19 protein-coding genes are annotated in these 24,933 nt (G+C 70.7%); 14 read left to right on the top strand and 5 right to left on the bottom strand.

Annotated elements, in window-relative coordinates; genetic code table 11:
• The first annotated feature begins 1 nt into the window (after position 1).
• On the top strand, positions 2 to 679 hold the full coding sequence (locus tag OG242_RS02530; protein ID WP_405896576.1) for a uracil-DNA glycosylase: 678 nt from the start codon (positions 2 to 4) through the stop codon (positions 677 to 679).
• A gap of 29 nt (positions 680 to 708) precedes the next feature.
• Here the strand turns inward: OG242_RS02530 and OG242_RS02525 are convergent, their stop codons facing one another.
• Positions 709 to 1,797: a WD40/YVTN/BNR-like repeat-containing protein gene (locus OG242_RS02525; protein WP_405896575.1), complete on the bottom strand. Its 1,089-nt coding sequence runs from the start codon at positions 1,795 to 1,797 to the stop codon at positions 709 to 711.
• A gap of 111 nt (positions 1,798 to 1,908) precedes the next feature.
• Positions 1,909 to 2,967, bottom strand: coding sequence for a LacI family DNA-binding transcriptional regulator (locus tag OG242_RS02520; RefSeq protein ID WP_405896574.1), 1,059 nt, complete (start codon positions 2,965 to 2,967; stop codon positions 1,909 to 1,911).
• A gap of 214 nt (positions 2,968 to 3,181) precedes the next feature.
• On the opposite strand from OG242_RS02520, the gene OG242_RS02515 reads away from it, so the two are divergent.
• The 11 genes from OG242_RS02515 to OG242_RS02465 all read left to right on the top strand — a co-directional run bounded on the left by OG242_RS02515 (position 3,182) and on the right by OG242_RS02465 (position 16,238).
• On the top strand, positions 3,182 to 4,432 hold the full coding sequence (locus tag OG242_RS02515) for an extracellular solute-binding protein (protein WP_405901484.1): 1,251 nt from the start codon (positions 3,182 to 3,184) through the stop codon (positions 4,430 to 4,432).
• A gap of 2 nt (positions 4,433 to 4,434) precedes the next feature.
• Entirely contained in the window at positions 4,435 to 5,364 is a 930-nt protein-coding gene (locus OG242_RS02510) for a carbohydrate ABC transporter permease (protein WP_405896573.1), read from the top strand.
• Positions 5,365 to 5,368: 4 nt separating this feature from the next.
• A complete protein-coding gene (locus OG242_RS02505; RefSeq protein WP_405896572.1) occupies positions 5,369 to 6,262 on the top strand; it encodes a carbohydrate ABC transporter permease in 894 nt (297 codons plus the stop codon).
• A 52-nt stretch (positions 6,263 to 6,314) separates the two neighbouring features.
• Positions 6,315 to 8,729: a glycoside hydrolase family 3 N-terminal domain-containing protein gene (locus OG242_RS02500; RefSeq protein WP_405896571.1), complete on the top strand. Its 2,415-nt coding sequence runs from the start codon at positions 6,315 to 6,317 to the stop codon at positions 8,727 to 8,729.
• Between the two features lie 152 nt (positions 8,730 to 8,881).
• Positions 8,882 to 9,967 (top strand): endo-1,4-beta-xylanase, encoded by a 1,086-nt coding sequence (locus OG242_RS02495; RefSeq protein ID WP_405896570.1) that lies wholly within the window; start codon positions 8,882 to 8,884, stop codon positions 9,965 to 9,967.
• Positions 9,968 to 9,986: 19 nt separating this feature from the next.
• Positions 9,987 to 10,352: a hypothetical protein gene (locus tag OG242_RS02490; RefSeq protein WP_405896569.1), complete on the top strand. Its 366-nt coding sequence runs from the start codon at positions 9,987 to 9,989 to the stop codon at positions 10,350 to 10,352.
• Between the two features lie 192 nt (positions 10,353 to 10,544).
• A complete protein-coding gene (locus tag OG242_RS02485) occupies positions 10,545 to 10,739 on the top strand; it encodes a hypothetical protein (protein WP_405896568.1) in 195 nt (64 codons plus the stop codon).
• A 35-nt stretch (positions 10,740 to 10,774) separates the two neighbouring features.
• Positions 10,775 to 11,155 carry a hypothetical protein gene (locus OG242_RS02480; protein WP_405896567.1) on the top strand — a complete coding sequence of 127 codons (381 nt, stop codon included), beginning with the start codon at positions 10,775 to 10,777 and terminating at the stop codon, positions 11,153 to 11,155.
• A gap of 89 nt (positions 11,156 to 11,244) precedes the next feature.
• Positions 11,245 to 11,523 (top strand): DUF1876 domain-containing protein, encoded by a 279-nt coding sequence (locus OG242_RS02475; RefSeq protein WP_405896566.1) that lies wholly within the window; start codon positions 11,245 to 11,247, stop codon positions 11,521 to 11,523.
• 109 nt (positions 11,524 to 11,632) lie between these two features.
• Positions 11,633 to 12,730, top strand: coding sequence for an NADH:flavin oxidoreductase/NADH oxidase (locus OG242_RS02470; protein WP_405896565.1), 1,098 nt, complete (start codon positions 11,633 to 11,635; stop codon positions 12,728 to 12,730).
• 232 nt (positions 12,731 to 12,962) lie between these two features.
• Positions 12,963 to 16,238 carry a LamG-like jellyroll fold domain-containing protein gene (locus OG242_RS02465; RefSeq protein WP_405896564.1) on the top strand — a complete coding sequence of 1,092 codons (3,276 nt, stop codon included), beginning with the start codon at positions 12,963 to 12,965 and terminating at the stop codon, positions 16,236 to 16,238.
• A gap of 83 nt (positions 16,239 to 16,321) precedes the next feature.
• Here OG242_RS02465 and OG242_RS02460 read toward each other — a convergent pair whose 3' ends face one another.
• The gene (locus OG242_RS02460; RefSeq protein WP_405896563.1) at positions 16,322 to 17,326 is read right to left on the bottom strand and encodes a LacI family DNA-binding transcriptional regulator; all 1,005 of its coding nucleotides are present in this window, start codon (positions 17,324 to 17,326) and stop codon (positions 16,322 to 16,324) included.
• Positions 17,327 to 17,481: 155 nt separating this feature from the next.
• On the opposite strand from OG242_RS02460, the gene OG242_RS02455 reads away from it, so the two are divergent.
• Positions 17,482 to 18,321: a phytanoyl-CoA dioxygenase family protein gene (locus OG242_RS02455; protein WP_405896562.1), complete on the top strand. Its 840-nt coding sequence runs from the start codon at positions 17,482 to 17,484 to the stop codon at positions 18,319 to 18,321.
• Between the two features lie 45 nt (positions 18,322 to 18,366).
• Here OG242_RS02455 and OG242_RS02450 read toward each other — a convergent pair whose 3' ends face one another.
• Both OG242_RS02450 and OG242_RS02445 read right to left on the bottom strand, forming a co-directional pair.
• Positions 18,367 to 20,637, bottom strand: a complete 2,271-nt coding sequence (locus OG242_RS02450; protein ID WP_405901483.1) for an AbfB domain-containing protein — start codon at positions 20,635 to 20,637, stop codon at positions 18,367 to 18,369.
• A gap of 148 nt (positions 20,638 to 20,785) precedes the next feature.
• Positions 20,786 to 23,230, bottom strand: a complete 2,445-nt coding sequence (locus OG242_RS02445) for an RICIN domain-containing protein (protein ID WP_405896561.1) — start codon at positions 23,228 to 23,230, stop codon at positions 20,786 to 20,788.
• A 513-nt stretch (positions 23,231 to 23,743) separates the two neighbouring features.
• Here OG242_RS02445 and OG242_RS02440 point away from each other — a divergent pair.
• Positions 23,744 to 24,832 carry an ABC transporter substrate-binding protein gene (locus tag OG242_RS02440; RefSeq protein ID WP_405896560.1) on the top strand — a complete coding sequence of 363 codons (1,089 nt, stop codon included), beginning with the start codon at positions 23,744 to 23,746 and terminating at the stop codon, positions 24,830 to 24,832.
• Positions 24,833 to 24,933: the final 101 nt, after the last annotated feature.

Genomic DNA, 24,933 nt, shown 5'->3' with positions numbered 1-24,933 from the left:
CGTGACAGCGCGACCGTTGAACGAAGTAGTCGAGCCCGGCTGGGCCGACGCCCTCGCCCCCGTGGCCGGGCGCATCGCCGAGATGGGCGATTTCCTGCGTGCGGAGGTCGCGGCCGGCCGCACCTACCTTCCCTCCGGGGCGAACGTGCTGCGCGCGTTCCAGCAGCCCTTCGAGGACGTACGCGTCCTGATCGTCGGTCAGGACCCCTACCCCACGCCGGGGATGGCGATCGGGCTGAGCTTCGCGGTCTCCCCGGACGTCCGCAGGCTGCCGGGCAGCCTGGAGAACATCTACCGCGAGCTCCACGACGACCTCGGCCTCCCCCGGCCGTCGAACGGCGACCTGACCCCGTGGACCCGCCAGGGCGTGCTGCTGCTGAACAGGGCGCTGACGACCGCGCCCCGCTCGCCCGGCGCGCACCGCGGCAAGGGCTGGGAGGAGGTCACCGAACAGGCCATCCGCGCACTGGTCGCCCGCGGGAAGCCGCTGGTGTCCGTGCTCTGGGGACGCGACGCCCGCAACCTGCGCCCGCTGCTCGGCGACCTGCCGGCCATCGAGTCCGCGCACCCGTCCCCGATGTCCGCCGACCGCGGCTTCTTCGGGTCCAGGCCGTTCAGCCGGGTCAACGAACTCCTGGCCGCGCAGGGTGCCCAGCCGGTGGACTGGCGGCTTCCGTAACCGGCTTACCGTAGCGGCTTCCGTGAAGCTCACACGTCGACCGCCGCCGCCCGTACGCACAGCACGTCCGGCAGATGCGAGGCCAGCTGCTCCCAGCTGTCCCCGTCGTCCGCGCTGGCGTACAGCTCGCCGTTGCGGTTGCCGAAGTACACGCCGGCCGGGTCCGTGTCGTCCGTGCACAGCGCGTCGCGCAGCACCGTGCCGTAGTGGGCGCTCTCGGGCAGGCCCGCCGACAGGGGCTCCCAGTGGGCGCCCGCGTCCGTCGTCCGGAAGACCCGGCAGCGGTGCTCGGCCGGCACCCGGTCGGCGTCGGCGTTGATCGGGAAGACGTACGCCGTGTCCGCGCGGTGCGGGTGGGCGGCGACGGCGAAGCCGAAGTCCGAGGGCAGGCCCGCGCCGATGTCCGTCCAGTTGCCCCCGGCGTCGTCGCTGCGGAAGACGCCCCAGTGGTTCTGGAGGTAGAGGCGGTCCGGGTCGGCCGCGTCCCGGCTGACCTTGTGCACGCACTGGCCGAACTCCGGGTCCGGGTCGGGCAGGAAGACCGCCGAGACCCCCTTGTTGGCCGGGGTCCAGCTCGCGCCGCCGTCGGTCGTCCGGAACACCCCTGCGGTGGACACGGCGACCGTCACGGCGCGGGCGTCCCGCGCGTCGGTCAGGATCGTGTGCAGCCCCTCGCCGCCTCCGCCCGGCACCCACCGCGAGCGCGTCGGGTGCTCCCAGAGCGGGCGCACCAGCTCGAACGACTCGCCCCCGTCCTCGGACCGGAAGAGGGCGGCCGGCTCCGTGCCCGCGTAGACGACGCCCGGCGCCTCGGATCCCGCCGGCTGCAACTGCCACACCCGCTCCAGCGAGGTGCCGGTGAACTCGGGGAACTTCACCGCCGGGGTCTTCGGCTCGACCCAGGTCGCGCCCAGGTCGTCGGAGTGGAAGACGGACGGGCCCCAGTGCGCGCTGTCCCCGCCGACGAGCAGCCGGGGCCGGTCGCCCCGGGTGTCGATGGCGACCGAGTAGACCGCCTGCGCGTTGAAATGCGGCCCCTCGAACTCCCACGTACCGCCGCGCCTGCGGCCGAGGAAGAGCCCCTTGCGGGTGCCCACGGTGAGCAGTACATCGGTCATGACCGAACCTCCCGAAACGCCGTTGTGCCGGATACGCGCCAGTCTGTACCCCGGCACTGACAACGGCGTGGACAACGGCCCGGGGCGTCCCCGGTCCGGGCGGTCCCCGGCTCAGCGGCAGGGCGGGGCCGTACTGCTGCGGACCACCAGATTCGTCGCCAGGTCCACGCGCGTCGTCGCGGGCTGCCGGCCCCGGCCGAGGTCGAGGACCAGCCGGGCCGCGGTCTCCGCCATCTCGATCAGCGGCTGGCGCACCGTGGTCAGCGGCGGACCGATCCACCGGGTGAGCGGCAGGTCGTCGAATCCGACCACGCTCAGGTCCTCCGGGATGCGCAGACCCAGCTCGCGCGCCGCCTCGTACACCCCGAGCGCCTGGAGGTCGTTGCCGGCGAAGACGGCGGTCGGGCGGTCCGCCGAGCGCAGCAGCTCCATGCCGGCCGCGTACCCCGCCTCGTGCGAGAACTCGCCCTCGCGGATCAGAGACTGGTCGATCGGTACGCCCGCCGTCTCCAGGGCGGCGCGGTAACCGTCCACCCGGGCCCGGCTGCACATCATCCGGGACGGTCCGCTGACCACGCCGATCCTACGGTGGCCGAGCCCGGTGAGGTGGCGGGTCGCGGCGAGACCGCCCTGCCAGTTCGTCGTGCCAACCGACGGGATGTCGTCGCCCGGGTCGCCGGCCGGGTCCACCACGGCGTACGGGATGCTGCGACTGGTGAGCTGTGCGCGCTGGGCGGCGGTGAGGTCGGACAGCACCAGGATCACCCCGACCGGCCTGCGGGCCAGCACCCCGTCGACCCAGGTCTGCCCGGGGCTCAGACGGCCCGCGCTCTCCGAGAGGACCAGGCTCAGACCCTCCTCGCGCGCGACGTTCTCCACCCCGCGTACGACCTCCATGGCCCACGCGCTGTCCAGCTCGTGGAAGACCAGGTCGATGAGTTGCGACTGCGTGGTCGAGCCGCGTCTGCGGCGGTAGCCGTGCTGCAGCAGCAGCTCCTCGACCTTGGTGCGCGTACCGGGCGCGACATCGGCGCGCCCGTTCAACACCTTCGAAACTGTCGGAGCCGAGACTCCGGCCGCTCGGGCGATTTCCGCCAGCGTGGCAGTGCCGTCGGACGGCGCTGCGGCAGGCGCATTCTCCTGATGTGACTGGACGTTTGCGGGGCTCATGCAGCGAATCGTAACCGCCCGGCGCCCGAACGGAGGCGGGAGCCCCGGCGAAAAATTCGCTGTCCGCGACCTCTTGACTGGCCGGAAACCCAACCGTACGGTTCCGGCAACATTCGCAAGCAACTCCGAAAGATTCGACAGAGGTGCGGTCATGCGGTCGGGAATTTTCACTCAGGGCAAGCGTGCGGCGAGATGGACAGCGGCCGGTGCGGCCATGGTCATGGCGGGAGTCCTGGCGGGCTGCGGATCGGACAGCGGCAGCGGCAGTGGTGGCGGCGGCACGCTGACCGCGTACGTCTACGGTGACGACGCGGTGAAGGTGCAGCAGGCGGCGGTCAAGGAGTTCAACAAGACCTCCGACGTCAAGGTCAAGCTCGTCTCGGTGCCCGGTACCGACTACGTCAACAAGCTCCGCAGCGCCATGGGTTCCCCCAGCGCCCCCGACATCTTCTTCAACTGGGGCGGCGGCTCCATCAAGCCGTACGTCGACGCGAACCAGCTGGTCGACCTGACCTCCACGTTCAAGGACGACGCCACCCTGAAGGACGGCTTCCTGCCGTCGATCGTCACCGCCGGCAGCCTCGACGGGAAGGTCTACGGCGTCCCGATGCGCGGTATGCAGCCCGTGATGCTCTTCTACAACAAGACCCTCTTCGCCGAGAACGACGTCGAGGTCCCCAAGACGTGGGAGGACCTCCAGAAGGCCATCAAGACCTTCAAGGGCAAGGGCATCACGCCGTTCGCCCTCGGCGGCTCCGACAAGTGGCCCGAGCTGATGTGGATGGAGTACCTGCTCGACCGGATCGGCGGCCCCGACGTCTTCCGCAAGATCCAGAACGGCGACAGCTCCGCCTGGGGCGACCCGGCCGTCCTGAAGACCGCCCAGACCGTCAAGCAGCTCGTCGACGACGGCGCCTTCGGCAAGAACTTCAACTCCGTCGACTACGGCAACGGCGGTGCGCCCACCCTGCTCAACAAGGGCAAGGCGGCCATGCACCTGATGGGCTCCTGGGAGTACTCCACCCAGCTCGGCAAGGCACCCGACTTCGCCAAGAAGGACCTCGGCTGGACGAACTTCCCGACCGTCGCCGGTGGCGTCGGCGACCCGGCCGACGTGGTGGGCAACCCCACCAACTACTGGTCCGTGAACGCCCGCACCAAGCACAAGGACGCGGCCATAGCCTTCCTCAAGACCATGGCGTCCAAGTCCTACGCCCAGGCCCTCGTCGACAACGGCGACGTGCCCACCACCTCCAACGCCGCGTCCATGCTGAGCGGCTCGCCGAACCCGAAGTTCGCCACCGACCAGTACCAGATGGTCCAGAAGGCCCCCGACTTCACCTTGTCCTGGGACCAGGCGCTGGAGTCCAAGATCGCCACCCCGCTGCTCACCGAGATCAGCAAGCTGTTCGCCGCCAAGTCCACGCCCGAGCAGTTCGTCGCCGCGATGAAGGCCGTCAAGTAACGATGTCCCACGTTTCCTCGTCACCGAAGGTGCGCGGAGGACGGAAGGCGGCCGCCGGCAACGTCGGCCGCCCCCCGGTCGCCTGGGCCCTGCCCGGCATCCTCTTCTTCGCCCTTTTCGCGATCGTCCCGCTGGCGATCGCCGTGTACCTCTCCTTCTGCCACTGGGACGGGCTCAACTCCCCGACCTCGGCGGGCACGGCCAACTGGACCCGGCTCTTCAAGGACCCGGAGTTCCGCCAGGCCGCCTGGCTCAGCCTGCTCCTCACCACCATCAGCTGGGCCTTCCAGACCCCGGTCGCCCTGCTGCTCGGTGTCTGGGCGGCCGGCCGGCAGCGCAGCCGCGCCGTGCTCTCCGCGATCTTCTTCGTCCCGCTGCTGCTGTCCACCACGGCCATCGCGATGCTGTTCCACGCGCTGCTCGACCCCAACTTCGGGGTCATCAAGGAGATCGGGCCCTGGTTCGGCATCGACCCGAACATCATGGGCTCGTCCACCGGCGCCCTGCTCACCGTGGCGTTCGTCGGCGGCTGGCAGTTCATGCCCTTCCACACCCTGATCTACCAGGGCGGCACCCGGCAGATCCCGCAGGTCCTCTACCAGGCCGCCGAGATCGACGGCGCGGGCATGTTCCGGCAGTTCTTCCACATCACCCTGCCGCAGCTGCGCAACACCATCACGACCTCCTCGGTCCTGATGATCGTCGGCTCGCTGACCTACTTCGACACGGTGCTGATCATGACCAAGGGCGGACCCGGGACGGACACCACCATCCTGCCGTACCTGATGTACCGCACCGGTTTCCAGACCTACGACCTCGGGTACGCCGCCGCGATCGCGACCGCCCTCGTCGTCGTGGCCACCGCGATCTCGCTGATCCTCGTCCGCTTCAGCGGCTTCGGGAACATGCGCTCCACCCGGGAAGGTATGTGACGCGATGTCGACCGACACCCGCCCCGCGGCGCGACCCGCACGGCCCCTGACCCGCACCCGCCCCGCCGCCGTCCGGCGCCGCCGCAGGTGGGGCAACCCGCTGGCCGGCCTCGGCTCGCTGGTCTGGCTCGTGCTCGTGATCGTCCCGCTCTACACGCTGGTCTCGTCCTCGCTGATGCACCAGGACGAGGCGCTGAACGGCGACCCGCTGGCCGTCCCGGCCAACCCGACGCTCGAGAACTACCGCACGGTGCTGGACAGCGGCTTCTCCACGATGCTCTCCAACACGGCGATCGTCGCCGTGGCGACCACGGCGATCGTGCTGGTCCTCTCGATCCCCGTCGCGTACGTCGCGGTACGCACCCGCAGCAGGCTCTCCGGACTCGCCTTCCGCACCTTCCTGCTCGGCGTCGCCATCCCCGCCCAGGCCGTGATCGTGCCGCTCTACCTGCTCATCAGCAAGATGGGCCTGTACGACAGCCTGCCGGCCATCATCCTGCCGACCGCGGCGTTCGCGATGCCGGTGGCGGTGCTGATCCTGAGCGGCACCATGCGCGACGTCTCCGAGGAGATGTACGAGGCCATGGCGCTCGACGGCGCCTCGTCGCTGCGAATGCTGTGGCAGCTGGCGATCCCGATGTCCAAGGCGGGCATCAGCACGGTCGCGATCTACACCGCGCTCCAGGCGTGGAACGGCTTTCTGTTCCCGCTGATCCTGACCCAGTCCGAGGAGAACCGGGTGCTGACGCTCGGCCTCTTCAACTTCATGTCCCAGTTCGGGGTGAACATCCCGGCCGTGCTCGCCGCGATCGTGCTCTCCGTCGTGCCGATCTTCGCCGTGTATTTGGTGGCCCGCAAGGCCCTGGTCAACGGACTGATGGGGGTGGGCGGCAAATAGCGCACTCATGCCGCCACGTACCACCGCACTCTTGAGAGGAATCCCCGCCGCCATGGCAAACCCCCCTGTTCCGCATGCCCGCAGGACCGAAGCGGCCACCGCCGTCGACGGCCCCTGGCAGGACCCCGCGCTCGCCCCCGAGGAGCGTGTGGCCGACCTCGTCTCCCGGATGACCCTCCAGGAGAAGACCGCCCAGCTGTACGGAATCTGGGTGGGCGCCGACGCCGACGGGGACGGGGTCGCCCCGCACCAGAACGAGATGGTCGGCGCCATCGACTGGGACGCGCTGATCCCGCGCGGCCTCGGCCAGCTGACCCGCCCCTTCGGCACCGCCCCCGTCGACCCCGCCGTCGGCGCGATCTCGCTCGCCCGCGCCCAGCAGGCCATCGCCGGCGCCGGCCGCTTCGGCATCCCGGCGCTCGCCCACGAGGAGTGCCTCGCCGGCTTCACCGCCTGGGGCGCCACCGCCTACCCGGTCCCGCTGTCCTGGGGCGCGGCCTGGAACCCGGACCTCGTCGCCGAGATGGCCCACCGGATCGGCGGCGACATGCGGTCCGTGGGCATCCACCAGGGCCTCGCGCCGGTCCTGGACGTGGTACGCGACCTGCGCTGGGGCCGCGTCGAGGAGACCATCGGCGAGGACCCCTACCTCGTCGCCACCATCGGCACCGCGTACGTGAAGGGCCTGGAGTCCGCCGGTGTCGTCGCCACCCTCAAGCACTTCGCCGGGTACGCGGCATCGGCCGGCGCCCGCAACCTCTCGCCGGTCCGGGCCGGGGCCAGGGAGCTCGCGGACGTCATCCTGCCGCCCTTCGAGATGGCCCTCGTCGAAGGCGGCGCGCGTTCGGTCATGCAGTCCTACGCGGAGATCGACGGGGTGCCGTCGGCGGCCGACCCCGCCCTGCTCACCGGACTGCTCCGCGACACCTGGGGCTTCGAGGGCACCGTCGTCGCGGACTACTTCGCCATCGGCTTCCTGGAGACCCTGCACAAGATCGCCGAGGGCCGGGCCGACGCCGCCCGCCTTGCCCTGCGCGCCGGGGTCGACGTGGAACTGCCCACCGTCCGCAGCTACGGCGACGAACTCGCCGCCGCCGTCCTGGCCGGTACGGTTCCCGAGGAACTCGTCGACCGCGCCCTGCGCCGGGTCCTCCTCCAGAAGTGCGAGCTCGGGCTGCTCGACCCCGACTGGACCCCGCTGCCCGCGCTCCTGCGGGACGCCGACCCGGAGCAGGCGCGCGAGACCATCGACCTGGATCCGCCGCGCAACCGCGCCCTCGCCCGCGAACTCGCCGAACAGGCCGTGGTCCTGCTCGCCAACCCGCAGGGGGCGCTGCCGCTCGCCGGTACGGGCCGGATCGCCGTGGTCGGGCCCCGCGCCGACGACGCGCTGGCGATGCTCGGCTGCTACTCCTTCCCGAGCCACGTCGGCGTGCTGCACCCCGAGACCGCCATGGGCATCGACATCCCCACCGTGCTCGACGCGGTGCGCGGCGAGTTCCCCGCCGCCACGGTCACCGGCGCCCCCGGCTGCGAGGTCGACGGCACCGACACCTCGGGCATCGCCGAGGCGGTCGGCGTGGCCCGGGACGCGGACGTGTGCGTCGCCGTGCTCGGGGACCGGGCCGGGCTCTTCGGGCGCGGCACCTCCGGCGAGGGCTGCGACGCCGACGACCTGTCGCTGCCGGGCGTCCAGGGCGAACTGCTCGACGCGCTGCTGGACAGCGGCACCCCGGTCGTCCTGGTCCTGCTCACGGGCCGGCCGTACGCGCTCGGCCGCTGGGCGGACCGCACCGCCGCAGTGGTCCAGGCGTTCTTCCCCGGCGAGGAGGGCGGCCCGGCCCTCGCCTCCGTGCTCTCCGGCCGGGTGAGCCCCTCCGGCCGGCTGCCGGTCTCCGTCCCGCGCCACCCGGGCGGCCAGCCGTGGACCTACCTCCAGCCGCCGCTCGGACTCGCCAACGGGGTCAGCAACCTGGACCCGACACCGCTCTACCCCTTCGGCCACGGGCTGACGTACACCTCCTTCGCCTGGGAGCCCGGCGCCCCCGCCCCGGAGGAGATCCCCACCGACGGCTCAGCCGACATCGAGCTGACCGTCCGCAACACCGGGGACCGGGCCGGCGCGGAGGTCGTCCAGCTGTACGTGCACGACCCGGTCGCCCAGACGACCCGGCCCGACAACCGGCTCATCGGATACGCCCGGGTGCCGCTCGACGCGGGCGAGGAGGCGCGGGTGCGCTTCCGGTTCCACGCCGACCTGGTCTCCTTCACCGGGATCGGCGGGCGGCGGGTCGTCGAGCCGGGCGCGCTGGAGCTGCGGCTCGCGGCGTCCAGCGGTGCCGGGGACATCCGGCACACGGTGCACCTGCGCCTCACCGGTCCCGAGCGCACCCTCGACCACCGGCGCCGGCTGGTGTGCGACGCGGTGGTCGAACCCGTGCCGGCGGTCGCCCCCGTACGGGGCTGACCGCCTCCGCACCACCGGGCGGGGGCGCCTCGGCCTTACCGCAGCGCCCCCGCCCGGTCCACAGATCCACGAAACTTTCGAAACACCCACACTCGCGCACGCCCTCCCGGTAACCGGGAACCCGGTCGTGCGCCTCTCGAAAGGTTTCTGTCATGCGCAAGCCAATCAAGGCCGTGCTGGTCGGCACCGCGGCCGCTGCCCTGCTCGCCCCCTGCACCATCAACGCCTTCGCCCACTCCGGCCACGACGGCGGGCCCAAGGGCCGCCCGGCCACCACGCTCGGCGCCCTCGGCAAGCGTGCCGGCCTGCGCATCGGCACCGCCGTCGACATGACGGCCCTGGCCGACGACGCGCCCTACCGGGCCAAGGCCGCGAGCGAGTTCAGCTCCGTCACCCCCGAGAACGTCATGAAGTGGGAGGTCGTCGAGCCGAGCCGCGGAACGTACGACTGGGCGGCGGCCGACGAGCTCGTCGACTTCGCCCGCGCCAACGGCCAGCTCGTGCGCGGCCACACCCTGCTCTGGCACAACCAGCTGCCCGCCTGGCTCACCACCGGCGACTTCACCGCCGACGAGCTGCGCGCCGTCCTGCGCAAGCACATCACCGACGAGGCCCGCCACTTCAAGGGCCGCATCTGGCAGTGGGACGTCGTCAACGAGGCGTTCAACGACGACGGCACCCTGCGCGACAGCATCTGGCTGCAGAAGCTCGGCCCCGGCTACATCGCGGACGCCTTCCGCTGGGCCCACGAGGCCGACCCCAAGGCCAAACTGTTCATCAACGACTACAACATCGAGGGCGTCAACGCGAAGAGCACCGCCCTCTACGACCTCGTCGCCCGGCTGCGCAAGCAGCACGTACCGATCGACGGCGTAGGCATCCAGGGACACCTGTCCGTCCAGTACAACGCGCCCCACGACATCGCCGAGAACATGAAGCGGTTCGACGACCTCGGCCTGGAGACCGCGATCACCGAGGCGGACGTCCGCATACCGATGCCCTCCGACAGCACCAAGCAGGAGGCACAGGCCGAGGGCTACGACGTACTGCTGCGCGGCTGCCTGCTGACCCGCAAGTGCACCGACTTCACGGTATGGGGCTTCACCGACAAGTACTCCTGGGTGCCCGACACCTTCGAGGGTGAGGGCGCGGCCAACCTCTTCGACGAGAACTACCGGGCCAAGCCCGCCTACAGCGCCCTGCGCGACGACCTGCTGCTCGTCGCGGGCCGGCGCTAGCACGGAGAGGGAGAGCAGGATGGACAACGACACCCCGCGGCCCGCCAGCCGCGGGGCGGTGCTCGGCCTCGGGCTCACCGCACTCACCGTCACACCTCTCGGCACCCTCGGCGGGCTCACCGGCGAGGCGTCGGCCACCTGGCACGGCCCCGCGGCCCGGCCAACCGACCCCGGCGCCTACATCTCGTTCACCGCCTCGCGCGGCAGCTTCCCGCTGGTCAGGCACGGGCGGGCGACGCCGGTCCTGGTCAGCGTCCGCGACCGGCCGGGCGTCGTACGGGTCGCGGGCGACTTCCGGGACGACATCGAACGTGTCACCGGCACGGGGCGGTCCCGAAGGACCGAGAGATCACGATCATCGGGACCGTGGGCCGCAGCCCCCTGATCGACCGGCTGGTCGCCGACGGCCGGCCCGACGTCTCCTCGATCCGGGGCAAGTGGGAAACCAGCCTCCAGACCGTCGTCGACAAGCCGCTGCCCGGGGTCGAGCGCGCACTCGTGATCGACGTCTCGCCCTGGTACTGGTGGGACGACGTCGTCCCCGTACCTGCACGCGCTGCGCGAGGCAAAGTTCACCTTGACGCTCCCAGGACCCCCCGTCCTTCAGGTCTTCGACAACGTCACCACCGTGCACCGCGTCACCGCCCCCGGCACGCATGTGCTGAAATTCTGGATGGTCGATCCGACGGTGGTTCCCCAGAACCTGGTGATCGACACCGGCGGCCTCGAACCCAGCTACCTGGGCCCGCCGGAGAGCCTCCGGCCGGACTGAGCCCGGGGGACCGGAACTCGGGAAGGTACGCAGCGATGACGAACGAGCACGAGGACACCGGCATCCTGGACGTCGCCCCCGCCGGGGCGGAGGTCGCGATCCGGGCCGCCACGCCGTCCGGCGAGCTCACCTTCCTGTGCACCCCCGCCCGGGCCCGGGAACTGGCCGCCGCTCTCGGCCTCGCGGCGGACGAGGCCGAGAGCGGCCCGGCGGACCACGTCACCGTCAGGGCCGACGAGCTGCGCCGGGGCGACGTACGCGACGGCGACCGCCCCATGACGGTGAACGCCGTTCGCACCGACGCGGGCACCGCCCATGTCACCTGGTCCTCGGGCGCCGGGCGCAGCTGGAACCAGATGTACGACGCGGACGCCTCCATCCCGCTCCGCCGCCGGGGGCGTGAGGTGGGCGCCTGAGCAACCCCCGGCCGCCGGCCGGGCCCCCTCGCGCGCCGTTCCCGCGTGAGGCGCACCCTGGAAGGGAGACCTTCCGGAGGTGAAGCGCCATGACCCGAACCGCTGTCGGCTGGCACATCGAGCTCGAATTCGAGGAGGACACCCACCGCACCCGCGCGGCCGCCCTGGTGCGGCTCTCCGACGGACAGGAGGTACGCGCCCAGGGCTATGCCAGCCGCCACCCCTCGGACGCCGAGCAGCCCCGGGTGGGGGAGGAGGTCGCCGGAGCACGCGCGCTGAACGAACTGGCGATGAAGCTGCTGACCAAGGCCCACGACGAGATCGACGAGGCGGCCGGCCGCAGCTCGTACCCGCTGAAACCCCGCTGACCGGAATCCGCGAACCACTTGTACGAGAGTGGTCGTAATTTGACGGGCGTCGTACTACGGGATGTATCGTACTAGCGATCCTTCCGTACCCGGCGAAACGGAGTCCGTCGTGAGTGCCCTCTTCGAGCCCTACACCCTCAGGTCGCTTGTCGTGCCCAACCGGGTGTGGATGGCGCCGATGTGCCAGTACAGCGCCGCGCCGGAGGGGCCCGAGACCGGTGTGCCCAACGACTGGCACTTCGCCCACCTCGCCGCCCGCGCCACCGGCGGCACCGGCCTGATCCTCACCGAGGCCACGGCGGTCAGCCCCGAGGGCCGGATCAGCCCCGCCGACCTCGGTATCTGGAACGACACCCAGGTCGAGGCGTTCCGCCGGATCACCGACTTCGTCAAGGCGCAGGGCTCCGCGGTGGGCATCCAGCTCGCCCACGCCGGCCGCAAGGCGTCGACCGCCGCGCCCTGGACCGGCGGCGGCCCCGTCGGCCCCGACGCGCACGGCTGGACGCCGGTCGCCCCGAGCCCGCTGCCCTTCGACGAGGGCTACCCGGTGCCGCACGAGCTGACCGCCGACGAGATCGCCGGCGTCGTCGACGACTTCCGCGAGGCCGCCCGCCGCGCCGTCGAGGCGGGCTTCCAGGTCGCCGAGGTGCACGGGGCGCACGGCTACCTCATCGGCCAGTTCCTCTCCCCGTACACCAATCGCCGCACCGACGAGTACGGCGGCAGCTACGAGAACCGCGTCCGCTTCGCCCTCCAGGTCGTCGACGCCGTGCGCGAGGTGTGGCCCGAGGACCTGCCGGTCTTCTTCCGCGTCTCCGCGACGGACTGGCTCACCGAGAACCCCGAGGACGAGCGCGAGGGCTGGACCGCCGACGAGACCGTGCGCCTTGCGGCGGAGCTGAAGGAGCACGGGGTCGACCTGCTCGACGTCTCCACCGGCGGCAACGCGCCCCGCGCCCGCATCGAGACCGGCCCCGGCTACCAGGTGCCCTTCGCCGAGCGCGTCAAGAGGGAGACCTCGCTGCCCGTGGCGGCCGTCGGTCTCATCACCGACCCGCAGCACGCCGAGAAGATCCTCACCGAGGGTCGCGCGGACGCCGTCCTCCTCGGCCGCGAGCTGCTGCGCAGCCCCTCCTGGGCCCGGGACGCCGCCCGTGCGCTGAACGGCACCGTACACGCTCCCGCCCCGTACGGCTACGCGATCTGACCCACTCTCAGGGCATTCCCTTTCGCCCTCGGCCGCCCCCTTCGCACCCAAGGTGTGCGTAGGGGGCGGTCTGCGTGGACCGCCTGCCGGGCTCGCGCCGACGATATTTTCTATCGTTGAAAAATCCTCATGCACGACTGTTGTTTTGCGTTTGATGCTGTGGCTCAATGTTCGATTGTGTGCTGTGCCTCACAGGTTCGAGGCACGTCAGCTCTCTCGACAGGACGACGCCTTGAGACCACAAACGCCCCACCCCCGCGCTCTGTTCAGGACGGCGGCCTGCGCCGCCGCGCTGTTGATCCCCCTCGGTGCGACCCTCGTTCCGGCCGCCGCGGCCGCTCCCGCGAGCGCCGCCTCGACCACGTTCAAGGCCGGTGACCCGGCCACCACCGTCCATGGGCTGAAGGGCGAGTACTTCAGCATGTCCGCGCCCGGCGCGCGGGACTTCGACAAGCTCGGCGGGGTCGCCCTCGAACCGCAGATCAACTTCCCCGGCCTCACGGGCACGTTCGAGTCGACCACCGGACAGACCGAGAACACCACCGCCCGCTGGACCGGGTTCATCACCGCGCCCGAGGACGGCGACTACACGTTCGCCGCCAGCGGCGACAACGGCTTCCGGCTCTTCATCGACGGCAAGGCCGTCATCGACCACTGGCAGCCGGACTGGGACAACGAGCAGACCAGCGAGCCGATATCGCTCAAGGCCGGCGAGCCGCACGAGTTCAAGCTGGAGATGTTCCAGGACGTCGGCGGCGCCAACATGTTCCTGCGCTGGTCCAGCGCGAACACGGCCAGGCAGTTCGTCCCGGAGTCCGCCTTCACCCCGCCCGCCGACTTCGAGGTCTACCCCGTCGGGCTGAGCGTCGCGGACAACGGCACGGAGCTGCACGCCGTCTTCGAGGACAAGGTCAGCGACTACGCGTCCCTGAAGGACCACCTCACCGTCGAGGCCGACACCACCCCGATGCCGGTCAAGTCCGTCACCCGGGCCCGCAGCGGCAAGGAACTCGTCGTCAAGCTGGACGCGGCCGTCCTCAAGGACCAGCGCGTCAAGATCACGTACGACGGGAAGGCCGGCCTCAAGTCGGGCGGCGAGACCGTCCCCGAGATCAACCGCACGGCCACCAACAAGTCCACGCACCGTCTCACCACCAAGTGGGGCGACAAGGTCGACCGCAACCACCCGCTGCCCGAGTACCCCCGGCCGCAGCAGGTGCGCGACAAGTGGCAGAACCTCAACGGCCAGTGGGAGTTCGCCGGGGCCGCCGCCGGTGAGAAGCCCGTCTTCGGTAAGAAGCTCGACGAGCGCATCACCGTTCCGTACCCGGTCGAGTCGCAGCTCTCCGGTCTCGAACGCCACGAAGACCACATGTTCTACCGCAAGCTCGTCACCGTCCCGAAGAACTGGGCCGTCAAGGGTGACAAGCACGGTAAGAGCAACCGGCTGAAGCTCAACTTCGGTGCTGTCGACTACCAGGCGACCGTCTGGGTCAACGGCAAGCAGGTCGCCGAGCACACGGGCGGCTACACCGCCTTCAGCGCCGACATCACCGACGCGGTCAAGGGCAGCGGCCCGCAGGAGATCGTTGTCGCGGTCACCGACACCACCGGCCCCGACCAGCCCACCGGCAAGCAGTCGGCCAACCCCGGCGGCATCTTCTACACCGCCTCCTCCGGCATCTGGCAGACCGTCTGGATGGAGCCCGTCGCCCCGGCGGCCGTCGACTCCCTGACGACCACCCCGGACATCGACAAGGGCCGCCTCGCCCTGAAGGTCAACTCCGAGGACGCCTCGAAGTCCGCCACGATCTCCGCCGTAGCCCGGGACAAGAAGGGCAAGGTCGTCGGCAGGATCAGCGGCCCGGCCAACCGCGAGCTGAGCCTCCCGGTCGCCAAGCAGCACCTGTGGACGCCGGACGACCCGTACCTGTACGACCTGGAGGTCACCTTCAAGGACGGCCGGTACAAGGACACCGTCGACAGCTACTTCGGCATGCGCTCCGTCGGCATCGCCAACGTCGGCGGCTACCAGAAGATCGTCCTCAACGGGAAGCCGTTCTTCTCGCTCGCCCAGCTCGACCAGGGCTTCTACCCGGACGGCCTGAACACCGCGCCCAGTGACGACGCGCTGGTCTTCGACCTGAAGGCGCAGAAGGAACTCGGCTTCAACTCCGTGCGCAAGCACATCAAGGTCGAGCCCGCCCGCTGGTACTACCACGCCGACCAGCTCGGTCTGTTCGTGTGGCAGGACTTCGTCTCCGGCAACCTCACCAACGAGAAGGGCCACCAGGCCTTCCTCGACCAGGGCGCCGAGATGATGAAGCAGCTCCACAACTACCCCTCGATCGGTTCCTGGATCGTCTTCAACGAGGGCTGGGGCGAGTGGGACCGCACCGAGACCGGCAAGATCACCGAGCAGGTCCAGGCCGCCGACCCCTCCCGCATCGTCAACGCACACAGCGGTGTCAACTGCTGCAACTCGAAGGGTGACTCGGGCAAGGGCGACATCATCGACCACCACGACTACAACAACACCGACCCGGCCTTCCCGGACGCCAACCGCGCCGCGATGGACGGCGAGCACGGCGGCTTCACGCTGCGGATGCCCGGCCACATGTGGCCCGGCGCCCCGACCGTGATCTACAGCGGCGTCGCCGACAAGGCCGCGCTCACCGCCAAGTACGTCGAGAACACCCGCAAGTACTACCTGGAGGCGGCCGGCGCCGAACTCTCCGGCTCCATCTACACCCAGGTGACCGACCTGGAGAACGAGCTCAACGGCCTCTGGACGTACGACCGCCGCGAGATCAAGGTCGACGCCGCCCAGGTCCGCAAGATCAACCGCGAGGTCATCGCCGCCGGCGCCGCCGCCGGCACCCGCACCCCCGTCAAGGGCGGCGGCTCCTGGTCCCTCGACGAGAACAAGGGCACCAAGGCCGCCGACAGCGGCCCGAACCACAAGGACCTCACCCTCTCCGAGGGCACGTCCTGGACCACCGGTGTGCACGGCTCCGCGCTGAAGTTCGACGGCGAGGGGCAGTACGCGGAGACCAACGGCCCGGTGGTCGACACCACCGGCGACTACACCGTCTCCGCCTGGGCGTCCCTGGACGCGCTCCCGGGCAACTACGGCACCGTCGTCAGCCAGGACGGCCGGCGCCAGGAGAACCCGTTCTACCTCCAGTACGGCCAGGGCGCGTTCGCCTTCTCCACCCCCGGCGCCCACCGCGCCCGGGCGGAGATGACCCCGGAGCTCGGCCACTGGTACCACCTGGTCGGCGTCCGCAGCGGTGACGAGATCAAGCTGTACGTGGACGGCAAGCTCGCCTCCACCGCCCCGGCCGGATCGGCCGACGTCAGCAGCGGCGCCCTGTCCGTGGGCCGCGCCAAGTGGTCGGGCAACAACACCGACTTCTGGAACGGCTCCGTGGACCAGGTGCAGGTGTACGACAAGGCGCTCACCGACCAGGAGGTGACCGCCCTGTACGACGGCGGGAAGGCGTAAGCCCCCCTGCCCCCAGGACCGCTCCCGGCGGTGCGCGGCGACGGCCCGCACCGCCGGGAGCTTCCGGCTGCCCGCGCTTTCCCTTAACCGGCGCTGCTCTCGCGGACCAGCAGACGGTGCGGGACGACGATCCGGCGTGCAGGCAGCCCGGAAAGCCGGCCGAGCACGCGCTCGCTCAGGCACTGCACCGCCCGCTCCGCGATCTGCGCCCGGTCCGGGGAGACCGTGGTCAGCGAAGGCGTGGAGAACCTCCCGTCCTCGATGTCGTCGAAGCCCACCAACGCCAGGTCTTCGGGCACCCGCACCCCCTGCTCACCGGCCGCCCGCAGCGCCCCCAGGGCCAGTTCGTCGCTGAAGCAGAACACCGCGTCCGGACGCTCCGGCATAAGCAGCAGCTCGCGCAGCGCCCGCGCCCCCTCCTCCCGGTGCAGGTCCGCCACCTCCACCTCGGCGACCGGGCCGAGCCCCGCCTCCGCGAGCCCCTGCCGGAACCCCTCGGCGCGCAGCTCCGCCGTGCCGTGCCCCAGCGCGGACTGCAGCCCGATCGCGGCGACCCGACGGCGGCCGGCCGCCACCAGGTGCCGCGCGGCGTCCCGGGCCGCCGCCACGTTGTCCAGCGCCACATGGTCGATGGACCCGTGCGGATCGAGTTCGCCGAGGACGACGAGCGGCAGCCCGCCCGCGAGCGAGGCCAGTTCGGCCGGGGGAGCCGACCAGGGGCTGATGATCATCCCGTCCACCTGATGGCCCTCGGAGCCGTCGAGCAGCCGCCGCTCCAGGTCCGCCCGGCCCCCGGTGCGCTCCAGGAGCACGGTCCAGCCGCGCTCCTGGGCCGCGTCGATGAGGAGACCCGTGAGCGCGCCGAAGTAGGGGGAGTGGATCTCCGGGACGGCCACGCCGATGAGGCCGGTACGGCCCTGGCGGAGGTTACGGGCGGCGAGGTTGGGCCGGTAGCCCAGCTCCTCCACCGCGGCCAGCACACGGGCCCGGGTCGCCGGGGCGACGGCGGCCGCGTTGCTCACCACGTTGGAGACGGTTCTGACGGACACGCCCGCGAGCGCGGCGACGTCCTTGAGTCTCGCTGCCACGTTCGGTGCTCCTGCTCTCTGCCGGCGGGCGGAGGGTCCGCGCCCTGTGCGCAGTGACCGTAACAGGTGGTGCGAGGTCCGTCCGTACAGGCTCTTGCCACGTTGCTTGCAACGTTGCAATATGGGGGTGCTCCGAACGAAGGAAGGACCACACCATGACTGAGGCCGCGACCACCACCGCACCGTTCCCGCCCGCCGAGGACGCGGTGCGCGACCTGCACGGCGCCGGGATCACCGCCTGCTGCGGGGCGTTCAGCCCGCAGTGGGCGGACCGGATACGCGAGGACATCGACGCCGCCTTCGCCGAGGCGCGCGGCCGGGAGGGCGGCGCGGTCGGCCGCGGCCCCCACCGCTACTACGTGGAGATCCACCCGGAGCAGCTGCGGGGCTTCGTGGACCTCGTCGACCACCCCTGGGTGCGCGCGGTCAGCGAGGCGGTCCTCGGCCCCGGCTACCGCATCGTCGAGCTGGGCTTCGACGTGCCGCTGGCCGGTGCGGTCAACCAGCCCTGGCACCGCGACTTCCCGATGCCGGAGGAGACCCGCCGCGACCGCCGGCTCACCTCGCTCGCCTTCAACCTCACCGCCGTGGACACGCGCGAGGACATGGGGCCGTTCGAGATCGCGCCCGGCACGCAGTGGGACGACGACGCCCGCTTCGGCCACGCGATGTTCCCGCGCCGCGAGGACTACCCGCGCTACGAGGCCCTGGCCGAACGCAAGTTCCCGCAGCGGGGCGACATCTCGGCGCGCTCGGCACTGACGATCCACCGGGGCACGGCCAACCAGTCGCAGGACCCCCGCCCGGTCCTGGTGCTCGGCGTGGACGCCCCGGGCGCGGGCAACGACGGCCACCACGACATGGCGGTCACCCGCGGCTTCTGGGAGTCGCTGCCCGAGCGGGTCCGGGCGCACCTGGGCTGCCCGGTGGCCGACGCGCTCGAGCCCATCGTGCAGAAGCACACCATTGAGGGGCTGGTCATGGGCGACGCATGACGAAACCGGGGACCGGCGGCGGTCCGCCGGTCCCCGGTGCTCATCTCAGGGAGCCCAGGGCGCCTCCACCGCCCAGGTGGTGTCCTCGGTGAAGGTGGCCGGGTTGTCCCAGTCGTGTCCGCCGCCCGGGGTGGCCAGCCACACCTCCGAGTTGATGTGCCGCAGATAGCTGCCCGGCAGGTTCGCGCTGGTCAGCCGCACACCACCGTTGCCGGCGACCGCGCACCAGGTGGCGTCGGCCCTGTAGAGCGCGGACCCGTCGTTCGCCTCGCGCCGGACCCGGAAGTCCCGGTGGCGCAGGTACTCGCCGGGGTAGTTGCGCGACTCGAACGAGTAGCAGTTGCCGTTCGCCAGGCCGGGCACGACCTTCCAGGTGGCGTCGTTCTTCAGCAGCGCGCCGCTGTTGCCGTCGACCACCTCGGTGAAGGCCAGCGAGTCCTGGTGGCGCAGGTACTTGTCGGTGTACCCGGGCGTGGTGACCCGCAGCGACTTGTAGCCGCCGGTGGGCAGGGTCACCGGCGGGGCCGGGTTCTTCGAGGCGTTGACCAGGGCCTGGTTCGCCGCCCGCACCCGCGCCGCGTCCACCTTGACGACCTGGCGGTCGTAGGTGAGCAGCCCGTTCGCCTCGTTCTCCACATCGGTGATCTCGGTGTAGACCGAGGCGGACAGGCCCGCCGGCAACTGGCCGATCCGGATGCCGTCGATCAGCCCGACGAACCGGTCGTTCAGCGCGGAGAGGCTCGGCTGGTCCTCGTAACTGAATCCGCCGCCGGGGAACCACTCGTGCCCCGGGACCTTGTAGCCGAGGCCGCCGAACTCGCCGAGGACCGCCGCGCGGGTGGCGGTCGGCGCGGTGTTGCCGGGGCCGACGTAGACGTGGTTGTCGACCACGTCACCGTTGCCGCCGTCCACCGCGCCGCAGCAGTTGACCCCGCTCATGTTGTCGACCAGCCGGGTCGGGTCGTACGCCTTGACCTCGTTCGCGATCCTGGCCTGGTCGTACTGCCCCCAGCCCTCGTTCTGGTCCACCCACATGACCAGCGACGGCGAGCTGCGGTGCTGGTCGATGATCGCGTGGAACTCGGCCTCCCACTGGGTGCGGGCCGCCGCGTCGGGGGTCTTGCCGGTGTCCATGGCCGGCATGTCCTGCCAGACCAGCAGCCCCAGCTTGTCCGCCCAGTAGAACCAGCGCTGCGGTTCGACCTTGATGTGCTTGCGGACCATGTTGAACCCGAGGTCCTTGTGGGCCTGGAGGTCCGACTTGAGAGCGGCGTCGGTCGGCGCGGTGTAGATGCCGTCCGGCCAGTAGCCCTGGTCCAGGGTGCCGGTCTGGAAGACGAACTTCCCGTTCAGGACCGGCCGAAGGACGTTGTCGACCTTCGCGATCGCGATCGAGCGCATGCCGGCGTAGCTGCCGGCCGAGTCCGTCACCGCCGAGCCGTCGAGCAGCTCCGCCCTGACGTCGTAGAGGAACGGGTCGTCCGGGGTCCACAGATGGGTGTTCGGCACCGGTACGGAGATCCGGGAGCCGACCGTACCGGTGGCGGAGCCGACCACGGTACCGCCGCTTGAGACGGTGACCCTGGCCGTACGTCCGGACGCCGAAGCGGCCTGCACCTTCACCCGCAGGGTGCTGTCGCCCAGGTTCGGGGTCATGTCCAGCCGGGTGATGTGCGCGGCGGCGACGGGTTCCAGCCAGACCGTCTGCCAGATGCCGGAGGCGGCGGTGTAGAAGATGCCGCCCCCGTTGTGCGGCTTCACGTCGTTGATCCGCTGCTTGCCGACGGCCTGGCCACCGGTCTGCGTCGGGTCGTAGACGGACACCACAATCGTGTTCGTGCCGCCGTTCAGCTGGGGCGTGATGTCGTACGAGAACGAGTCGTACCCGCCCTTGTGCGCGCCCGCCTGGGTGCCGTTGACCCAGACCGTGGTCTGCCAGTCGGAGGCGCCGAAGTTGAGCACGGTCCGGCGGCCGTTCCAGTCCGACGGCACGGTGAAGGTGCGTTTGTACCAGAGTTTGTCGTTCTCGGTGATCCTGCGCTGGATGCCCGAGAGCGCGGACTCGGCGACGAATGGCACCCGGATCCGGTCGGTGAACGCCGATGGCTGCCCGGCGTCGCGCCCGGTCACCGCGAAGTCCCAGATGCCGTTGAGGTTGGCCCAGTCGGGCCTGGTCAGCTGAGGGCGCGGGTACTCCGGCAGCGGCTTGTCGACCGGGACCTGGCTGGTCCAGGGCGTCGTCATCGGCGGGGCCTTGGGCGACCAGGACGCGGCGCCGGCCGGCGAGGCGCCGACCCCGACCAGCGCGGAGGACACCAGCGCCAGCAGGCCGGTCGTCGCGATCGCCCGTCTCCACCACGGCCTCGGGCCGGGCACACGTAAACGGCTCACGGTTCGTCTCCTTGATTCGGTTCGGCCCCCGGGGACGGGAGCGGTATGGGGGAGGTGCGGGGAGCACCTGGAATCAGACGAGCTGCCAGAGGTGGTCGTCGGTGCCGTTGTCGTCGAACTGGACGACATGGGCGCTGTCGGCCGTGGACATGTTGTCGACGCCGAGGACCTTGCCGGAGTGCCGGTTGCGGATGCGGTACCAGCCGTCGCCGTCCGGGACGAGCTGCCAGAGGTGGTCGTCGGTGCCGTTGTCGTCGAACTGGACGACATGGGCGCTGTTGTCCATCGACATGTTGTCGACGCCGAGGACCTTGCCCGAGTGGTGGTTGCGGACGCGGTACCAGCCGTCGCCCTCCGCGACGAGCCGCCAGTCGTGGTCGTCGGTGCCCGTGTCCCCGAACTGCACGACGTGCGCGCTGTTGGCGGTGGACATGACGTCGACGCCCAGGACCTTGCCGGAGTGGCGGTTGCGGATGCGGTACCAGCGGTCGGCGAGCCAGGGCCGCGCGTCCGGGTCGGCGGTCGGGAAGGAGGTGACGCGCAGCCGGGCCGCCCCCATCGGGACGAGCGTGACCTCCTCCACCGGCTCGGTGCTGCGCGCCGGCGAGTCCTGGAGCGGGGCGACCACGTGCTCGTCGTCGGCCGTCCACTCCGGGATGCGGCGGGCCTTCGCGGTGATGGACAGCGGCGTGCCGTCGAGCGTGAACGGGTTGCCGGCCTTCACCCTGCGCGCGGTGTGGTGGCGCAGGGACGCGGCGGGCTTCTTCGCGTCCAGGACGAGCCCGTAGTTCCACGGGCCGGTCGCGTGGACCGCGTACTCGGGAAACCGGTCGGTGCCGCCGATGCGCTCGTACGTCTCGCCGATGCGCAGCGAGTATGTGAGCGGACCGCGGTCCACGCTGACGGAGCCGTGGTTGTCCGCCCAGGTACGGACGCTGGTGCGCTGCGGGAGCCGCAGGGTGACCCGGTCCCCGTCGGCCCAGGTGCGGTCGATCCGGGTGAAGGCGGGGCCGGCCGGGGCGTCGACGCGCCGTCCGTTCACCGCGATCTCCGGGGCGTCGCACCAGGCGGGGACGCGCAGCACCAGCGGGAAGGCCAGCCGCTTCGGGGCCTTCAGGGTCAGCGTGACGGTGTCCGTGAAGGGGTAGTCCGTCTCCTCGGTGAAGGTGACCTCGGTGCCGTCGGCGACCTTGGCCGTCACCTCGCAGGCGGCGTACATCGCGGCGGCGAGCCCGCCGTCGGGGGTGGCGAGCCACAGCTCCTCGGTGAAGTACGGCCAGCCCATGCCGTAGTTGTGCGGGCAGCAACGGTACTGGTCGACGCCGGGCAGGAACGCCTGCATGGCGAAGCCGTTCTGGAACTGGCGCTCCGACTTGGGCACGTTGTCCAGGTCGACGCTGTTGGCGCTGGTGATGTAGTGGATCGCCTTCCCCGAGGGGTCGAGCGAGGCGGGCAGCGAGTTGAACGCCAGTTCTTCGCAGCGGTCGGCCCACAGCGGGTCGCCGGTGATCCGGGTCAGCAGTTGGTGACTGGCCATGAACTCGACGATGCCGCAGGTCTCGAAGCCCTGGCGGGGGTCGCCGTGCCCGGGGCGGGCGTTCTCGTCGCCGGCGAAGCCGCCGCCGGGGAACTGTCCGTACTGGTCCATGGCCTTGCCGTACGTCCCGTACGTGTCCCGGGTGTCCTGGGCCGAACCGCTGCGCAGCGCGTACTGGGCGGGCTCGCGGAAGCCCTGCGCGATGTTCACGTTGTGCGGGTTGACCAGGTTGTCGCCCCAGTCGGCGCCGTACGTGTGGATCTTGTCGGCGAGGTCCAGCAGGAAGGTGTCGCCGGTGCGGTTGAACAGCCAGAAGACGCTGTCCAGGCCGTCGCCCCAGCGCAGGGCGATCCAGCTGGTGTTGAAGGCGCCGGGGCCCTGGGCGTTCATGTACCGGAAGAAGCGGCTGAGGAAGGGGATGATCCGGGTGTCGCCGGTGTACTCCTGCCAGGAGCGCAGGGCCTGCACCAGAGGAAGGAACGGCCAGAAGTCCGGGCCGCCGTTCAGCGAGGTGCGCAGGGCCTTCGGGCCGAAGAACCCGTCGGACTGCTGGGTGGCGAGGATCCCGTCGAACCAGCGGCGCACCGAGGCCAGCGCCTTCGCGTCGCCGGTGACGATCGCCAGGTCGGTGTAGCCGCGCAGCCAGTACGGGACCTCCTCCCAGCCGCCGAGTTCGGGGCGGACCCAGCCGGTGGCCGAGAAGTCCAGGAAGTGCGAGAACTCCTCGTACCGGCCGCACAGCCCGTCGAGCTGGAGCTTCAGCTGTCCGGCGAGCCAGCCGCGCGCGGTGACCTTGCCGGGCGGCAGCTTCAGGAAGGCGGTGGGCTGCAGGGGCGCGGCGTTGGGGGAGTAGTGGCCGCCGTGCGCGGGACGCGCACGGTGCTCGGCGGCGGTCGCGGTGGCCGACCAGCGGCCGGCCGCCGTGGTGGCGGCGACGGTGGCGAGGGCGCCGGTCATGAGTTGTCTGCGGTTCAGGGGCATGGGGGAGGGCTCCTGCTCTGCCGGACACGCGGCTCCGGCTCAAGGAATGCGCATGACAAAAAGAGGGTCGTCGCTGCGCGGCGGTCCGGACCGGACGCGCGCATGACGAAGAGCGCCGTCACGATCCGGGCGGAGGGTGCGGTGCCTCTTCTGCAACGTTGGAAAATGGGGTTCCGGCGGTATGACAGCACGCCCTCGGGCGGCTGTCCAGAGGATCGGCGGCATTGCTTTCGCCGGGCCCCGGCGTCCGGGGAGGTCCGCTCCGACACATTTTGGAAACGCATCGACAACGCTCTTGCCGCCCGTGCCGCGCCGCCTATATAACGTTGTAAACCGAGCCGCCGAGAGGCCGCGCAGGCTCTCACGACCACAGTTTGTGCAGCTAGGGGCCGTCTCCTAGCGGGGCCGTGAGTGCAGTGACATCAGCCGCCGTGCAGCGGCCGATGCATCGTCCAGCCATGACCGACCGCACGCCCCTCGGCGTGCCGTCAACCCGCCAAGGAGCTCCCGCGCATGATGATCCAGCGCCGATCCCGTACCCTCGCCGTGGCCTGCGTCCTCGCCGCCACCGCCACGCTGGCTGTTTCCGGCTGCTCCAAGTCGGAGGGCTCGGACAACAACGCGAGCAGCGACAGCAGCCAGGCAGCGCAGGCGGCCAAGACCCCCGAGTCGTCGTCCGGTTCCGGCTGCTCGCTGCAGAGCTACGGCGCGCCGAAGCTCGACCTGAAGAACGCCGTGGTCGGCTTCTCCCAGTCGGAGAAGGAGGCCAACCCCTTCCGTATCGCCGAGACCCAGTCCATCAAGGACGAGGCGCAGAAGCTCGGCGTCAAGAAGCTCCTCACCACCAATGCCCAGTCGCAGCTGCCCAAGCAGATCAGCGACATCCAGGACATGCTCGCCCAGGGCGCCCAGTTCCTCATCATCGCCCCGCTGAACTCGGACGGTCTGGAGCCGGCCCTCAAGGCCGCCGCCGCCAAGAAGGTCCCGGTCCTCACCGTCGACCGCAAGCTCAACGCCACCGCCTGCAAGGACTACGTGGCTTTCCTGGGCTCCGACTTCGTGGAGCAGGGCAAGCGCGCCGCCGACGCGATGATCAAGGCGACCGGTGGCAAGGGCAAGGTCGCCATCCTCCTCGGTTCGTCGGGCAACAACGTCACCACCGACCGCACCAAGGGCTTCGTGGACCAGCTCAAGGCCAAGGCCCCCGACATGGAGATCGTCGCCCAGCAGACCGGTGAGTTCGCCCGCGACAAGGGCCAGTCGGTCACGGAGCAGCTGATCCAGTCCAAGCCCGACATCACCGCCATCTACGCGGAGAACGACGAGATGGGCCTCGGCGCGGTCACCGCGGTGAAGGCCGCCGGCAAGAAGCCCGGCAAGGACATCAAGATCGTCTCCGTCGACGGCACCCGCAACGCCGTCAAGGCCATCGTCAACGGCGAGTACAACGCCGTCATCGAGTCCAACCCGCGCTTCGGCCCGCTCGCCTTCGCGACCGCCCAGAAGTTCTACAGCGGCGAGGAGATCCCCGAGAACGTCATCATCAGCGACCGCGCCTACGACGAGTCCAACGCCAAGTCCACGGTCGGCAACGCGTTCTGATCCCAGCCGGCCCCATCTGCCCGTACCGGCTCCGTCGGTTCACCGCCGCCGTGGCGCTCCCTCGTCACGGCGGCCACCGGGCCCCCATCCTTGGAAGAGCG

This window comes from Streptomyces sp. NBC_00727 (assembly GCF_045161745.1).
Lineage (GTDB): Bacteria > Actinomycetota > Actinomycetes > Streptomycetales > Streptomycetaceae > Streptomyces.
The sequence above is the reverse complement of the archived record's forward strand: the minus strand, read 5'-3'. Positions and strand labels throughout refer to the sequence as shown.